Origin of the sequence: Herbaspirillum sp. 3R11, assembly GCF_004563925.1 — a bacterium.
In the GTDB taxonomy this organism is placed as follows: domain Bacteria; phylum Pseudomonadota; class Gammaproteobacteria; order Burkholderiales; family Burkholderiaceae_D; genus Herbaspirillum.
Map to the genome: position 1 here is coordinate 601,115 of NZ_SPNJ01000002.1, position 14,530 is coordinate 615,644.

Annotated in this window: 14 protein-coding genes; 8 read left to right on the forward strand and 6 right to left on the reverse strand. The window is 62.1% G+C overall.

The features are described from left to right. Positions 1-65 precede the first annotated feature (65 nt). From E4P32_RS11000 to E4P32_RS11010, 3 genes are all read right to left on the reverse strand, one after another. A complete protein-coding gene (locus E4P32_RS11000) occupies positions 66-719 on the reverse strand; it encodes a GntR family transcriptional regulator (RefSeq protein ID WP_116434166.1) in 654 nt (217 codons plus the stop codon). Between the two features lie 84 nt (positions 720-803). After that, entirely contained in the window at positions 804-1,835 is a 1,032-nt protein-coding gene (locus tag E4P32_RS11005) for a sel1 repeat family protein (RefSeq protein ID WP_116434165.1), read from the reverse strand. A 67-nt stretch (positions 1,836-1,902) separates the two neighbouring features. Further along, on the reverse strand, positions 1,903-2,262 hold the full coding sequence (locus tag E4P32_RS11010; RefSeq protein WP_116434164.1) for a nucleotide pyrophosphohydrolase: 360 nt from the start codon (positions 2,260-2,262) through the stop codon (positions 1,903-1,905). Positions 2,263-2,414: 152 nt separating this feature from the next. Between E4P32_RS11010 and E4P32_RS11015 the strand changes: the two genes are divergently transcribed. After that, complete coding sequence (locus E4P32_RS11015) at positions 2,415-3,569, forward strand: branched-chain amino acid ABC transporter substrate-binding protein (RefSeq protein ID WP_158559720.1); 1,155 nt, start codon at positions 2,415-2,417, stop codon at positions 3,567-3,569. 96 nt (positions 3,570-3,665) lie between these two features. On the opposite strand, the gene E4P32_RS11020 is transcribed toward E4P32_RS11015, so the two are convergent. After that, entirely contained in the window at positions 3,666-4,484 is an 819-nt protein-coding gene (locus E4P32_RS11020) for a MipA/OmpV family protein (RefSeq protein ID WP_158559719.1), read from the reverse strand. Positions 4,485-4,673: 189 nt separating this feature from the next. On the opposite strand from E4P32_RS11020, the gene E4P32_RS11025 reads away from it, so the two are divergent. The 6 genes from E4P32_RS11025 to E4P32_RS11050 all read left to right on the forward strand — a co-directional run bounded on the left by E4P32_RS11025 (position 4,674) and on the right by E4P32_RS11050 (position 12,727). Next, entirely contained in the window at positions 4,674-5,372 is a 699-nt protein-coding gene (locus E4P32_RS11025; protein ID WP_116434161.1) for a response regulator, read from the forward strand. Beyond that, on the forward strand, positions 5,373-6,671 hold the full coding sequence (locus E4P32_RS11030; protein ID WP_116434160.1) for an ATP-binding protein: 1,299 nt from the start codon (positions 5,373-5,375) through the stop codon (positions 6,669-6,671). 375 nt (positions 6,672-7,046) lie between these two features. Then, entirely contained in the window at positions 7,047-8,372 is a 1,326-nt protein-coding gene (locus E4P32_RS11035) for an MFS transporter (protein WP_116434159.1), read from the forward strand. A gap of 72 nt (positions 8,373-8,444) precedes the next feature. Then, the gene (locus tag E4P32_RS11040) at positions 8,445-9,287 is read left to right on the forward strand and encodes an isocitrate lyase/PEP mutase family protein (RefSeq protein WP_116434158.1); all 843 of its coding nucleotides are present in this window, start codon (positions 8,445-8,447) and stop codon (positions 9,285-9,287) included. Between the two features lie 79 nt (positions 9,288-9,366). Beyond that, positions 9,367-10,914 (forward strand): class I SAM-dependent methyltransferase, encoded by a 1,548-nt coding sequence (locus E4P32_RS11045; RefSeq protein ID WP_116434157.1) that lies wholly within the window; start codon positions 9,367-9,369, stop codon positions 10,912-10,914. A gap of 139 nt (positions 10,915-11,053) precedes the next feature. Further along, positions 11,054-12,727: a GGDEF domain-containing protein gene (locus tag E4P32_RS11050; protein ID WP_116434156.1), complete on the forward strand. Its 1,674-nt coding sequence runs from the start codon at positions 11,054-11,056 to the stop codon at positions 12,725-12,727. 13 nt (positions 12,728-12,740) lie between these two features. Here E4P32_RS11050 and E4P32_RS11055 read toward each other — a convergent pair whose 3' ends face one another. Beyond that, a complete protein-coding gene (locus tag E4P32_RS11055) occupies positions 12,741-13,667 on the reverse strand; it encodes a LysR family transcriptional regulator (protein ID WP_116434155.1) in 927 nt (308 codons plus the stop codon). Between E4P32_RS11055 and E4P32_RS11060 the strand changes: the two genes are divergently transcribed. Further along, positions 13,667-13,981 carry a hypothetical protein gene (locus tag E4P32_RS11060; RefSeq protein WP_116434154.1) on the forward strand — a complete coding sequence of 105 codons (315 nt, stop codon included), beginning with the start codon at positions 13,667-13,669 and terminating at the stop codon, positions 13,979-13,981. The genes E4P32_RS11055 and E4P32_RS11060 overlap by 1 nt on opposite strands. Here the strand turns inward: E4P32_RS11060 and E4P32_RS11065 are convergent. Continuing rightward, positions 13,976-14,227, reverse strand: coding sequence for a hypothetical protein (locus E4P32_RS11065; RefSeq protein WP_135008737.1), 252 nt, complete (start codon positions 14,225-14,227; stop codon positions 13,976-13,978). The genes E4P32_RS11060 and E4P32_RS11065 overlap by 6 nt on opposite strands. Positions 14,228-14,530: the final 303 nt, after the last annotated feature.

Consider the following 14,530-nt stretch of genomic DNA (forward strand, 5'->3'; position numbering starts at 1 on the left):
GCACCAAGCGCGGGCGCGCAAAAAGGAGCAAAGGGAATGAAGGAATGAATGGGTAAGGGAAAGAGTCAGGCCGGCAATTGCAGCCGCGCTTCCAGCGCCAGCAGATGGCGCTCCATTTCATCGGCGGCGGCGTTGCCGTCGCGCAGCGACAGCAGTTCCACCAGGCGCGCATGCTCGTCGTGTTCGCAACTGGCTTCGCCGGGCGCTTCGTACAAGGCCACGATCAGCGAGCAGCGCGTCATCAGTTCGGTCAGCATGCGTTGCAGCACTGCATTGCCGGACAACTCCGCCAGCGCCAGATGGAAGCCGCCGGCCAGCGCCACCCAGCGCGGGTGGTCCTGCTCATGCAGCGCGTCGTGTTCGGCGCGCAGGCGCTGCTTGAGGCGCTCGACGTCGCCATGTTCAATGCGGCGCGCCGCTTCGCGCACGATGGCGCCTTCGATGGCGCGGCGCGCGGCGAAGACGTCGCGGGTTTCCTTGGGGCTGGGCGTGGCGACGGCGGCGCCCTTGTTGGCGACGATGTCGACGATCTGCACTTCCGACAAGCGCCGCAGTGCCTGGCGCACCACTGTGCGGCTGACGCCAAACTGCTCGCACAGGCTGGCTTCCTGCAGGCGCGTGCCGGGCTTCAGACGACCGTGCATGACGCCGTTGAAGATGGCTTCGTAGACGCCCTGGTCGAGCGTTTCAGACGGTTCGGCGGGGCGCGATGCTTTCATGGAAGCTGAGTAAGGTATCGGTGCGTGGTTGAGTGGTCGCCATCATAGCCTGAATCATCGTGCAAGATTGGCTCCGGCTCCGGCTCAGGACTTGGCCTCGTAAAACGCGCCACCCATGCCGTCGACGGTGAACTGCATGCGCAAGACGCGTTCGGCGCCACAGAAGTAAACGTGCCAGTTTTCAGTCCAGCGGCCTTGGACCGGATAGGTGCCGGCCACCAGCGGTTGCTTAAGGGGCAGCCAGATGGCGTCGCCCACGGCGCTCACGTCCTTGATCGACATCAGGCGAAAATCCTTGCACTGCGTCGAGTTGGGCGTGCCGCTGCGTTCCGCCGCCAGCCCGGCTGCGGTCATGACGGTGGGGATGGCGTCGGCGATCAGTTTGGGCGCTGCACGAGACGGCCCCAGCGTGTCCACCTGCTGCGCCAGCGCCAGGTATTTCTGATAATTCGGCGACAGGTCGGGGATGCCGTCGAGCAGCGTGCGGATCTGCTTGGTGGTGCCGGCGCCGCTTTGCTCCAGCAGCAAGTTCGCCAGCATCAGTCGCGCCGGCAGGTAGCCGGCGGCAGCGGCGCCGGCTAGGCCGTCGATGGCTTCGATCTGGTCGCCGCGCTCGGCGATGCTGCGACGGGCGATGTCGTTGTACTTGCGGTCGTCGCCCTTGCCGTTGACCATGAACTGGTTGTCGGGATCGAGCGTATAGGCCTGCCACAGGCCGAAGCCGGCGCGCTGGTCGCCGCCGGCGATTGCCTTGCGCGTCCATGCGCGCGCTTCGGGGAAGTTGACCGGCAAGCCCTTGCCCGGCAGGTTGAGGTCGCCGTATATCGCGGCGCAGGTTGGCTCGCCGCCTTCGGCGCATTCGCGCGCCAGCTTCGCGCCTTGCTTGACGTCGCGTGCGGTGCCGAGGCCGCGCAAGGTCATCAGCGCGAGGAAGGACTTGGCGCGGTTGTCGCCCTGTGTGGCCAGTTGCGAAAACTCGCGGTAGGCGGCGTCATACTTTTGTTCGCTGTAGGCGTTGATGGCGCCGTTGATGTCGGCATGCGCCGGCAACGCGGCGACGGACAGCAAGCCGCCCAACAAGCAAGGCAAGGCGGCGCGGACGAGGGACTGCTTCATGGTGATTTCCGGTGGGGCGAAGCCGTCTATTCTAATCCGGCTCGACGATTCGGCTTCGATACAGGCTTCAATACTGATCGTACTTGCGCGATTGCCCCCGGACCTTGTCGGCCGGATATTTCTCGCGGTTGAGCTGCATCTTCTCGATCACGGCGTCGTACAGATCGACGTCGAGGCGATCGGCCAGGCGGATCAGGTAGACCAGCGAATCGGCCAGTTCGTGGCGCACGCCGGTGCGACTCGCATCGTCGAGTTCATCCTGTTCACCGGTCTTGAGCCACTGGAAGTGTTCGACCAGTTCGGCCACTTCGACCGACAAGGCCATGGCCAGGTTCTTGGGGGTGTGGAATTGCTGCCAGTCGCGTTCTTCGGCGAACTGGCGGACGATGTCGCGCAGGGCGACAAGGTGGGAGGAGGGCGTGGTCATGGTCGTCCTCAGTCAAGGATGGTTGGACAAGCGCCACACTATAGCGCCGATTGCCTCATTGTCTGCTGCGAGCGACGGATTCCAGAAAAAATTTGTAATTCTTTCAATTCGTTTATGATGGTTTTTATCGCATTGCAATGAGGATTCATTTCATGAAATCCCAGTTTTTTGTGCTGAGCGCGTTAGTAGCGGTCCTCTGTTGCATGCCGGCAAGCAAAGTTGTCGCCGGCGACGATATCAAAACCGTAGCGATCGGTTTTGCCGGTCCGCTGGTGGAAGGCCCGGCCCAAAGTGCGCGCGACGCGGCATTGCTCGCCATCAGCGAAATCAATGCGCGCCCTCTCCAGATCGCCGGGCAAAAAGTCATCTTGAAATTGCTCGATCATGACGACAAAGCGGACGTCAACATCGCCGTCCTGACTGCCCGGTATTTCGTCGCTTCCAAAGTCGTCGCCGTGATCGGGCATTGGAACACCGCAACCAGTATCGCAGTCTCCAACATATACAGCGATGCGGGAATCGTGCAGATCAGCCCGTCGTCGACCGGCAGCCAGTTTACCCAGCAAGGCTTGTCGAATACCTTCCGCATGGTCGGGCACGACGGCATACGGTCAGGTCATATCGGCGCTTATGCCATAACAACCTTGCGGGCGCAACGCATCATGGTCATCGACGACGGCACGGTGTTCGGTAGCGCGATGGCGGATCAGTTCGGCGTGTATGCCCGTGAAAATTCCGGCCGCATTGTCGGCCGCGCCACCATCAGCAACAAGACCTCCGATTATGCCCCGGCGCTGGAGATGGTCAGGCAGACCAGGCCCGATCTCATCTTCCATGCGGGTCGCTTGTATTCCGGCGGCTTGAACCATAGCGAGAGTCTGCTCGCCGGTTTGCGCAGGCTGGGTTTCCCGAAAAAGATAATGCTCGCCGAAGTCACCGTCGACCCGGGAACGATGAAGGAGGCGGCGCTCGGCGGCATTGATGTGTTCGCTGTTTCGCCGGGGATCCCGCTCGATAAACTGCCGCGCTGGAAGGCTTTCCAGAAGAGTTTTTCCAGCCAGTTCCAATCGCGTATCACTCCCTACACTCCGGCATCCTATGACGCCGTCCATGTGCTGGCGGAGGCGCTGCGGCAGGCCAATTCCCTGGAACCGAAAAAAATCGAATCGGCCTTGCGCGGCATCCGCTATGCGGGTGTGACCGGGCTTATCTCGTTCGATGAAAAAGGCAACCTGATCAATCCGAGCTATACGGTGTATCAGATCAGGGAAGGCGCCTGGACCCCGATCGAACTCATCAGGAGATAGGACGTAGTGCACGCCCCTTCATGAACTGAATTGAACTGAGTTTCGATCACGCATGCATCTCAGGCGCCGCGCTTCCCGCCGGCGGATTCCTGCACGTCAAAAGGTGTAGTTCACGGCCGCCATGGTGCCGTAGTTGGTGCGCGCCTTCACGATCGGGCTGTCGCCGGCTTTCGTCATGTAGCGGGTCGCTTCGGTAGCGGCCAGCAGCGACCAGTTGTCGTCGAAACGATGGGTCCAGGTAATGGCGGCCTTGACCGCATACAGCCCGGAACCCGGCGTATATTTCTTGAAGCCGCTGGTTGCGCTCTGATTGGCGGTGACGCCGAAATAACTCTGGTTGTAATCGTCGCTGCCGAACAGTGCGCTACCCGCCACGGCGAGTTTGTCCCTGGGCATGGTCATCACCGTGGCATCGACCTTGGCGTAATAGTTGCGGCCGCGATCGCGGTTGCTGAGCGGCTGCGAGGCACCGGCGCTGAGCGTCAGGTTCTGCGTGAGGCGATAGCCGAGGCTGAGGTTGAGCAGCGCCGCGCCCTTGACCTCGCCCATGCCCTTCAATTTGTCGGAACCTGGTTTGAAGTTCTGGTTGGAATCCTTGCGGCCGGCGTCGTAGCCGAGCGCCGCCGAGGCGATGAACTTGTCGCCGAAAGTATGGCGATAGCCGATGCCTTCGCCGGCGTCGATGAAGCCGCCCCAGGGTGTGACTACGCTGATGACGGGCAGCGCGGCGGCCTTGTATTCGTCGCTGCCGGCATAACGCGGCATGTAGGCCGCGCCCAGGCCCAGTGTGATTTTGGTGTCGCTGTTTGCGGCGGCGGTTTGCTGCGCCGATGCCGGAATGGCAACGGCCGCTGTGAGGGCGGCCGCTGCGGCTGCATTCGCTACGATGGCGATGCGGCGATGTGGATGCGTCATGGTTTCTCCTGTGATGAATGAGCGCCATTGTCGGCATCTGCGGCGGCGAGGTCTGTGGGAGTTTGGTGGGGAAAATGTGCGGCCATGTGTCAACATGTGTTTGTTTGTAATGCGCCCGCACACGGTCTTGCGACGCGGCTATCATGCGCACGGGAAGCGAGCGCCAAGCTCATTGGAAAGCAATCAGGGATGAAAAAAATACTGTTGATCGAAGACGATGTCCGTCTTGCCGAATTGATATCGGAATATCTGTGCCGCTATGATTTTGAAGTAGCGGTGGTGCTGCGCGGTGATCAGGCCTTGGCCGCAATCGCACGCGAAAAACCTGACGTGGTGATCCTCGACCTTATGCTGCCCGGCATGGACGGCATGGACATCTGCCGCCAGCTGCGCAGGGATTCGTCGCTGCCGGTGATGATGCTGACTGCGCGCGCCGATATTTTCGATCAGGTCGCCGGCCTCGAAATCGGCGCCGACGACTACATGCTCAAACCGGTGCAGCCGCGTCTGCTGCTGGCGCATCTGCGCGCCATCCTGCGCCGCCATGAAGGCCAGCCCGAAGTCGCCGAAGTGCGCCAGCTGCAATTCGGCGAACTGCAGATCGACCTCGCCGCGCGCCAGGTGTGCTGGAAGGGCGAAGAGATCGATCTCAAGACGTCCGACTACAACCTGTTCGTGATCCTGGTGCAGGCTGCCGGCAAGGTGCTCAGCCGCGACGAGTTGCTGCGGCGCTGGCGCGGCATCGACTTCGATGGCATGGACCGCACCGTCGACGTCAGCATCTCGCGCCTGCGCAAACGCTTCAACGACGATGCCCAGGAGCCGCGCAAGATCAAGACGGTGTGGGGCCGCGGTTATCTGTTCAGTCCGATCGCATGGGAGGATTGAATGCTCCGTAATCTGGTGCGCCTGTACCTCGTCATTGCGGCGCTCGTGATCGCCTCCATCCTCGTCGTCAACTATGGCTTCCCGCATCTGTTCGCCGGCCAGTTTGCCAAGGCCGTGCGCGCCGGTTTCAACGGCGAGAGCTTCATGCTCAATCGCCTGTTGTCCGGGCGCGGCCAGGCCGAACAGGAGGCCTTGCTGACGCAGTTGCGCGCAGCCGCGCCGCAGCGTTACAGCCGCCCCGTACAGACGCTGGAGCAATTGCCGCCGCTGGTGCAGGAACAGTTGGCGCAATATCGCGTCGGCTGGGAAATCACCGGCAGTAAATGCTGCGTGGTCTACGTCAAGCTCGACGACGGCGGACTGGTGCGGGTGCAGTCGCTGGAAGAATTGCCGATGGTGGAGGTGGTGGCCTACGCGCTGATCTTCAGCACCATCCTGGCTGCGGTCTGCATCTGGCTGATCCCGCACTGGCGCGACCTGGAAAAGCTGCGCCTGGCGGCCGCGCGTTTCGGCGGCGGCAGGTTGGACGCCCGCGTCGGCCTGTCGGGACGCTCGTCGATCCGCCAACTGAGCAGTCACTTTGATCGCATGGCCGACCGCATCGGCAAGCTGATCCATGCGCAGCGCGACATGGTCAATGCGGTCTCGCACGAGTTGCGCACGCCGCTGTCGCGACTCGAATTCGGCCTCGACATCCTGCAGCACCATGCGCAGGATACGGCCACCGAAAACCGCATCCTCGGCCTGCGCAAGGACGTCGAAGAACTCGAGGCGCTGGTCGCCGAATTGCTCACCTTGGGTATGCTGGAACACGACCGTCAGGGTGTCTTCACCGAGACCGTGGCCTTGCCGGAATTCCTGCGCGATACCTGCGGCGTCACCACGGAAGCGCTGGCGTTGGGCAAACTGGAATTGCGCTGTAGCGTCGATCCGCAACTCACGACAGTGGTCACTGAAGCGCGCACCCTGGCGCGCGCTTATTCCAACCTGGTGCGCAACGCTGCGCAACACGCAAGCTCGGTCATCCGCGTGCGCGCCGAACTGGCGGCGCCGGATGCATGGACGCTGGTGGTGGAAGATGACGGCGCCGGCATTCCGGAGGCCGAGCGCGAGCGCGTGTTCGAATCTTTTTACCGGCTCGACCAGAGCCGCGATCGCGCCACCGGCGGCTACGGTCTGGGTTTGTCGATCGTGAAAAAAATCGTCGCGCGCCACGGCGGCAGCATCCGTGTCGGCAGCAGCGAACTGGGCGGGGCCATGTTCGTCATGCGTTTCCCGGTGCGGCAACTGCCGCCCTGAACGGGCCGGCGCAGAATCAGAAGCCGAATTCCGGACGGAGGTAGGCGGCCAGCCAGATCAGCATGGCAATCGTGGCGGCAAGCAGAATCTTGTTGCTCGGCATGGCGGGCGTTTTCTTGTTGTGGGTGCCCGGCATTCTAGGCTGGTAACGGCTGCGCAGGTATGTCTATCTGTGGGCTAAATGTTTAAATTTGTGCCGGCCAAGGCATTACTGCGTCCGTTTCATTCAAATTGGTCAGACCTTTCTACCTTCCAATCGGTATCTCGCTATAATTTGGCTTCCCCGCAAGCAAAAGTACCAGCGCAAGCACAACGCGGGGGCAGGCGGCGTCTCGACATGCCGCTCTGACAACAAACCTCATTCAAGGAGACAACATGGCTCACGCCAACGTAGCATCGGCCGGCGCGCTGGACGCCGGGACCGAAATCGGCAAGCGCGTCATCGGCAAGCTGCATCGCAAGATCGTCTGGTACTGCTTCTTCCTGTTCATGATCAACTACCTCGATCGCGTCAACGTCGGTTTCGCCGCGCTGACGATGAACGCCGACCTCGGCCTCAGCGCCAAGGTCTATGGTCTCGGCGCGGGGATTTTCTTCCTCGGTTACATCGCATTTGAAATCCCCAGCAACATGATCCTGCACAAGGTCGGTCCGCGCATCTGGATCGCCCGCATCATGGTCACCTGGGGCATCGTCGGCTGCGCCATGGCGTCGATCCAGGGCGAGTGGAGCTTCTATGCATTGCGCTTCCTGCTGGGCCTGGCCGAAGCAGGGTTCGCACCGGGCGTGCTGCTGTACCTGACTTACTGGTTCCCGAAGAAGGAGCGCGGCAAAGCCGTTGCCGGTTTCATGCTGGCGACCGTGTTGTCGTCGGTGGTCGGCGCGCCGCTGTCGGGTTACCTGCTCAGCTCGACCCACGGCTGGTTCGGTCTCGCGGGCTGGCAATGGATGTTCATCCTGGAAGGCGTGCCGGCCATCATCATGGGCGTGGTGACCTTCTTTTACCTGGTCGACCGTCCGGAACAAGGCAACTGGCTCAACCAGGAGGAGCGTCACTGGCTGACCACCACCCTGGCCGCCGAACAGGAAAAGAACGCCGTGCACGCGCAGCATGAATTCCGCGCAATCTTCCGCGACAAGCGCATGTGGATCCTGACGCTGATCTACATGTTCAACGCCGTGGCGATTTACGGCGTGGTGCTGTGGCTGCCGCAGATCGTCAAGAGCCTGGGCGGCCTCAACAACTTCCAGACCGGCATCGTCTCGGCGATTCCGTTCATCTGCGCCGCCGTCGGCCTGGTGCTGGTGGCGCGCAGTTCCGACCGCACCGGCGAGCGCAAGATGCACACCGCCTGCGCCGGCCTGTTCGGCGGCGTGTTCCTGGCAGCCAGTGCGCTGGTGCCGTCGCCGGTGCTGGGCCTGGTGCTGATCTGCATCGCCGCAATGGGTTTGTGGGCCACGCTGGGCGTGTTCTGGACGCTGCCAACGCAATTCCTGAGCGGCGCCGCAGCGGCCGGCGGCATCGCCATGATCAACGGCTTCGCGCAGATCGGCGGCTTCATCGGCCCGTATCTGGTAGGCTGGATCCGCGAAACCACGCACAGTTTTTCGATGGCTTTGCTGGTGCTGGCGGTCAGTCCGATGATCGGCTTCGTGCTGTGTTCGACGCTCAAGATCAGGAACGACCGCGCGCCTGAATAAGACCATGCAAGTCTGATTACATGAACACCGCGCCGCCGTCACTGGCGGCGCAATTTTTTTGCAGGAAACGACATGACACAGAAAGTGACGATCACACTGGCGCAGCGCCTGCGCCAACCGGGCATCGTGGTGGCGCCCGGCTGCCACGACGCGCTCGGTGCGCGCATCTATGAACAGGCCGGTTTCGAAGCCGTCTACATGACCGGCAACGGCCTCTCGGCCAGCCTGCTGGGCGCGCCCGACATCGGCCTGCTCGGCATGAGCGAAATGGTCGAGCGCGGCCGCGCCTTCGCGACCGCCGTACAGGTGCCGGTGATCGCCGATGCCGACACCGGCTACGGCAACCTCAACAACGTCGTGCGCACGGTGCGCGACTACGAAGCCGCCGGCGTCCAGGCGATCCACCTGGAAGACCAGGTCACGCCCAAGAAATGCGGCGCCATGAAAGGCCTGGCGCTGATTTCAAAGGAAGAACACGCCGACAAGATTCGCGCCGCCGTCGCTACGCGCAAGAGCCGCGACTTCCTGATCATCGGCCGATCCGACGCGCGCATTCCGCTCGGCCTCGACGAGGCCATCGCACGCGGCCAGGCCTACGCCGCCGCCGGCGCCGATTTGGTGCTGCTGGAGATGCTGCAGTCGGAAGAAGAGATGCGCCAGGCCATCGCCGCCATCGATACGCCGCTGATGTTCAACGCCGTCGATGGCAAGACGCCGCCGCTGACCGCGTCGCAGTTCGAGGCGCTGGGTTTCCGCGTGCTGAGTTTTCCGATCTCGGCGACGCTGGCGTACACGCACATGATGCGCAATTTTGCGCAGCACATCCGCAGCACCGGCAGCGCCTTCGGCGCACCGTCGGGCGCGGTGACGATCGCCGAGTACGAAAGCGTGCTGGGCATCGCCGGCTACCAGTAAGAGTAAGAAGAGTAAGGAAAGACGCAGCGCCGCGATTCTGCGACACTGCGAATTCCGCCATCAGAAAAAAACAGACCCCATGAACGGCAACTGGACCGACGGCTACGTCACCGACATCGGCTATACCCACGGCTACTATCCGCAACTCAATCCGGCGCGGCTGCAGCTGGCGTTCGCCGCCGCCGGCCTCGACAGCCCGCTGGTGCGCACCGCCTGCGAACTCGGCTTCGGCCAGGGCCTGAGCATCAACATCCACGCCGCCGCATCGCCGGTGACCTGGTACGGCAACGACTTCAACGCCGCTCAGGCCGCGCATGCGCAGACGCTGGCGCAGGCGGCCCGCAACGGCGCGCAGCTGGAGCAGGCCAGCTTCGCCGGCTTCTGCACGCGCGACGATCTGCCGCAATTCGATTTCATCGCCATGCACGGCATCTGGAGCTGGGTCTCGGCCGACAACCGCGCGCTCATCCGCGACTTCGTCGAACGCCGCCTCAAGCTCGGCGGCGTGCTTTACGTCAGCTACAACACCCAGCCCGGCTGGGCGGCTTTCATGCCCTTGCGCGACCTGCTGCTGCGCCATGTCGACATGCCATCCAACGCCGGCAAGGGCAGCGCCGAACGCATCGATGCGGCGCTTGATTTCGCCGAGCGCATGTTCGCCGCCGATCCGGTCTATGCGCGCGCCAACCCCTTCATGCAGGAACGCATCGCGATTCTCAAGAAACAGAGCCGGCATTACCTGGCGCATGAATATTTCAACCGCGACTGGCATGTCGAATCCTTCGCCGACATGGCGGCGATCTGGTCCGGCGCCGGGCTGGAGTTCGCCTGCTCGGCGGATTTCCGCGACCATCTCGACATGGCCAACCTGACGCCGGCGCAGCGCGAATTCTGCGACGCCGTCGATGATCGCCACCTGCGCCAGAGCGTGCGCGACTTCATGGTGAACCAGCAATTCCGCCGCGATTACTGGGTGCGCGGCGCGCAGGCGCTGGACGCCTCCAGCCATCAGGCCTTGCTGGCGCAACAACGGGTGACCTTGCTGACCATCCCCGACCAAATTCCGATGACGCTCAAGACGGTGTCCTCCGAGATCACGCTGAACCAGCATATCTACGGCCCGGTCATCGCCGTGCTGGCCGACGGCCTGCCGCATTCGCTGGGCGAGATCGCCGGCATCGTCGGCAGCCGCAACCTCGGCCTGCAGCAAGTGCTCGACACAGTCATGATGCTGATCGGCAACGGCCATGCCGCGCCGGTGCAGGCGGATTCCGACATCCTGCACGGCCGCGACGGCAGCGCAGCGCTGAACCGCCACCTGATCGCGCAGGCAGTGCACGGCTACGCCGACGGCGACATCGAACACCTGGCCAGCCCGGTCACCGGCGGCGGCGTGCCGGCCGACCGCATCCAGCAACTGTTCATGCTGGCGGTGCTGGAAGGGCAGGAGACGCCGGACGCCATCGTCGGCTTCGTCTGGCGGCACATCTCTGCCGGCGGCAAGAAGATCGTGCGCGACGGCGTGCGGCTTGAGGACGAGCAGGCCAACATCGATGAACTGAGTTTGCAGGCGCAGCGTTTCTTCGTCGAGCGGCTGCCTTTGCTGCAGGCTTTGCAGGTGATCTGATACGGTTTGTTTCCTTGTGGAAATCCATAAATTCATGAATTTTTTGCAAGGTCTTCCGGGGATTGCCGTGTGCAAACTCGGGTACCATTGAGCCGGTTTCTGGACAGAATCCATCGGTATTTCCGAGAAGAAAAACATTTTGAACAATCTGTTGCGAGTCAAATGGACGCTCAAGGCCAAGGTCATCATGGTCGTGGTCGCTGCCGTCCTCGTGACGACCGCGGTGATCGTGGCAGTCTCGCTGACTGTCATGAAGCGCGACATCAAGGCGCTGATCGGCGTGCAGCAGTACACCACGATCAAGATGGTTGCCACCGCGCTGGACGAGAGCTTCCACACGCGCCGCGTCACCCTGCGCGCCTTGTTGCAAGGCCTGCCGCCGGAAGCGCGGCGTGACCCGCACCTGCTGCAGGTCTACCTCGCCAGCCACACCAGCCTGACCGAGGCGTTCTTCAATTTCTCGGTGTTCGGCGCCGACGGTCAGTTGCTCGCCAACTTCAACGATACCAGCGCCATCGGCCGTTTCAACGTGGCCGACCGCGAATACATGCGCCGCACGCTGGAGTTGAAGCACGGCGTGATTTCCGAGCCGCTGCGCAGCCAGATTTCCAAGCGCGCCATCGTGCTGATGACCGAGCCGCTGTTCGACGACAGCGGCAACATCGAGATGGTGTTCGTTGCCGCCATCGACCTGCAGCAAGCCAATTTTCTCGGCCAGTTCACCGGCACCAAGGTCGGCAAGACCGGCTTCATCTACATCATCACCGCCAAGGGCGTCATCGTCGACCACATCGACAAGGCGCGCATCCTGCAGCATGCCGACAGCGCCGGCGGCAAGAGCGGCGGTACGGAACAGGCGCTGGCCGGCTTTGAGGGCAGCATGGAAGGCACCAACCGAAGCGGCCAGGCGGCGATGTTTTCGTTCAAGCGCATGAAGACGACGGACTGGATCATCGGTTCGATCTATCTGCAGGAGGATGCTTTCCAGCCGATTCGCGACATGCAGGAAAAGGCCTTGCTGGTGTCGCTGTCGCTGGCGGCGCTGGCCGGCTGGCTGGCCTGGCTGATCATGTCGGCCCTGATCGATCCTCTGCACCGGCTGCACGGCCACATCCAGAAAATCCGCGCCTCCAAGACGTATGACGAAGTGCCGCTGTCGTATCGGGAAGATGAAATCGGCGACCTCGGCAGCGCCTTCAATTCGCTCATGCGCGAACGCAAGGACACGGAAATGGAGCTGGACCAGGCGCGCGTCAATCTGGAAAGCATGAACAAGGCGCTGGAACGGCTGGCGCTGGAAGACGATCTCACCGGTCTCGCCAATCGTCGCCAGTTCGATCTCAGCCTGCAGGAAGAATTCAGCCGCGCCATGCGTAATGGCGTTTCGCTGGCGCTGGTGATGATCGACGTCGATCATTTCAAACAATACAACGACATCTACGGCCACCTCGCCGGCGACCAGTGCCTGCGCAAGGTCGGTCGCGTGATCAAGGCGCAGCAGGCGCGTCCGGGCGATCTGATGGCGCGTTACGGCGGCGAAGAAGTGGGCATCCTGCTGCCTGGCACCGACGAAGCCGGCGCGATGGCGGTGGCCGAACGGATCCGCATGGCGGTGCGCCAGCTGGGCCTGCTGCATGAAGGCAACGAGGCCGGCATCGTCACCATCAGCGCCGGCGTCAGCGCGTTCGTGCCGATCCGCGATGTCGACGCTGCCGACAAGCTCATGCGCGCCGCCGACAAGGCGCTCTACCTTGCCAAGGCGCAAGGCCGCGACTGCATCCGCAGCAGCAGCGATTTGCCGGCGTCGTCCTGAACTTCCATCTCTTTTAATTTTTCTTGTATTGGCGCGTGATCTTCTTCGCCAGGTCGAGGAAATTCTTTTCCGCCGGCGAGATGCTGGCGGTGCGGCTGACCAGTGTGATCGGCGCCACCAGCGCCGGCTTGGCGTCGCGGATACGGCAGTACACCACGCTGTCGCGATGGAAATCCTTCATCGACGCCGGCACCACCGAGATGCCGCCGCCTGCCGCGACCAGGCTGATGTTGGTCAGCATGCGTTCGACTTCGGAGGCGATGTGCGGCGTGAATCCGGCGTTTTCGCACGCCTCGATCAGGTTTGAATACATGCCCGGCGCACCGTGTCGCCGCACCAGGATAAATTGTTCGTCGGCCAGCGCGCGCAGCGACACGGTCGGCATGTCGCCTTTCTGCTGCTTCTCCAGCAGTGCATGTCCCATCGGCAGGATCAGCAGCATTTCTTCGTCCAGCAATTGCAGGAAGCCGATGCCGCGCGGCTGGCTGACCGGTGCGCGCAGGAAGCCGAGATTGACCTTGCCTTGTTCGATCTCTTCCGTCAGCTCTGCCGCGTTGCCTTCGCGCAGGTCGAGGTGCACGCCGGGGTAGGCGTCGCGATACGCGCGGATGATGCCGGGGATCAGCGGATGCGCGGCGGCCGAGCTGGTGAAGCCGATCACGATGGTGCCTTCAAAACCTTGCGCCGCGCGTGCGGCCTTGGCGGACGCCAGTTCGACGCTGCGCAGGATGGCTTTGGCTTCCTGCAGGAACGCGGCGCCGCCGGCGGTCAGTTCGGCGCCTTTCGGGTGGCGGCGGAACAGGTCGAAGCCGAGCTCCTTTTCCAGCATCCTGATCTGGTGGCTCAGCGGGGGTTGCTGCATCTCCAGCCGTTCCGCGGCGCGGGTGAAGTGCTGTTCTTCGGCGACTACGAGGAAGTAGCGGAGGTGGCGGAGTTCCATTGTTGTTATCTATTTTGGGTTTGGGATTCTGGATGTGGATACATTTTACATCTGGTCTTTTGTTTCAACTTTCTTCTGAGATGTTGATGCTTGGTGTTCTTCGGACGACCGTGGTTGCCGGGGGCGGCCCGGCAGCCGCTCACTTTCTTTGCTTCGCCAAAGAAAGTAAGCAAAGAAAGGCGACCGCGATTCGCCGCCCCTTTGGGGTTCCCGTTGGCGCCGTACTCAAATCGGGAAGGGAAACAAACTCGCTGCGCTCAGACAAGTTTCCCTTCTTTATCCGATTTGAGCACGTCACCAACGGCGACTCATAAGCGGAATTCTTTTTTCGGCTCGCTTCGCATTGCCTTGGGTGGCTCGCCTTCGGCATCGTGATTCTCATTTTTTCTTTTTTTTGAGTGATGGCGAAGAACTTCGACCGTCGCTCCACTTCCGTCGCCCTGGCGATGCGCAGCGAGCCAGTTTGGCCGTTCCGCTTGGAGCCAGCCGGTGATGCGATGCGAAAAATGGAAAAAGAGGGGAAACTTGTCTGAGCGCAGCGAGTTTGTTTCCCCTCCCATTTTTTGCTTCGCAGCACCGGGAAGTCCGAAGGACCTGGATCCCGCGGTCGCCTTTCTTTGCTTACTTTCTTTGGCGAGACAAAGAAAGTGAGTAGCTGCCGGGCTACCCCCGGCGAAGGGTCGATCGAAGAAAGAACAATTCAAACTACCGACGAATCAAAGTCGGAACAAAACAAGAACCCACAATTGCGGATACCCCTCATCCCCTCCATCCCCCGCACCTTCCCCCAAACGTATAAAATTTCACCCAATCAATAAACTAACAAAATACAACCCGGAGACCGCCTGACGCCTAACCAGCCA

What these genes read in the sequence shown, in the direction of transcription:
- E4P32_RS11000 (WP_116434166.1), bottom strand. Translation starts at nt 719, where the DNA reads ATGAAAGCATCGCGCCCCGCCGAACCGTCTGAAACGCTCGACCAGGGC.
- E4P32_RS11005 (WP_116434165.1), bottom strand. Translation starts at nt 1,835, where the DNA reads ATGAAGCAGTCCCTCGTCCGCGCCGCCTTGCCTTGCTTGTTGGGCGGC.
- E4P32_RS11010 (WP_116434164.1), bottom strand. Translation starts at nt 2,262, where the DNA reads ATGACCACGCCCTCCTCCCACCTTGTCGCCCTGCGCGACATCGTCCGC.
- E4P32_RS11015 (WP_158559720.1), top strand. Translation starts at nt 2,415, where the DNA reads ATGAAATCCCAGTTTTTTGTGCTGAGCGCGTTAGTAGCGGTCCTCTGT.
- E4P32_RS11020 (WP_158559719.1), bottom strand. Translation starts at nt 4,484, where the DNA reads ATGACGCATCCACATCGCCGCATCGCCATCGTAGCGAATGCAGCCGCA.
- E4P32_RS11025 (WP_116434161.1), top strand. Translation starts at nt 4,674, where the DNA reads ATGAAAAAAATACTGTTGATCGAAGACGATGTCCGTCTTGCCGAATTG.
- E4P32_RS11030 (WP_116434160.1), top strand. Translation starts at nt 5,373, where the DNA reads ATGCTCCGTAATCTGGTGCGCCTGTACCTCGTCATTGCGGCGCTCGTG.
- E4P32_RS11035 (WP_116434159.1), top strand. Translation starts at nt 7,047, where the DNA reads ATGGCTCACGCCAACGTAGCATCGGCCGGCGCGCTGGACGCCGGGACC.
- E4P32_RS11040 (WP_116434158.1), top strand. Translation starts at nt 8,445, where the DNA reads ATGACACAGAAAGTGACGATCACACTGGCGCAGCGCCTGCGCCAACCG.
- E4P32_RS11045 (WP_116434157.1), top strand. Translation starts at nt 9,367, where the DNA reads ATGAACGGCAACTGGACCGACGGCTACGTCACCGACATCGGCTATACC.
- E4P32_RS11055 (WP_116434155.1), bottom strand. Translation starts at nt 13,667, where the DNA reads ATGGAACTCCGCCACCTCCGCTACTTCCTCGTAGTCGCCGAAGAACAG.
- E4P32_RS11065 (WP_135008737.1), bottom strand. Translation starts at nt 14,227, where the DNA reads ATGGGAGGGGAAACAAACTCGCTGCGCTCAGACAAGTTTCCCCTCTTT.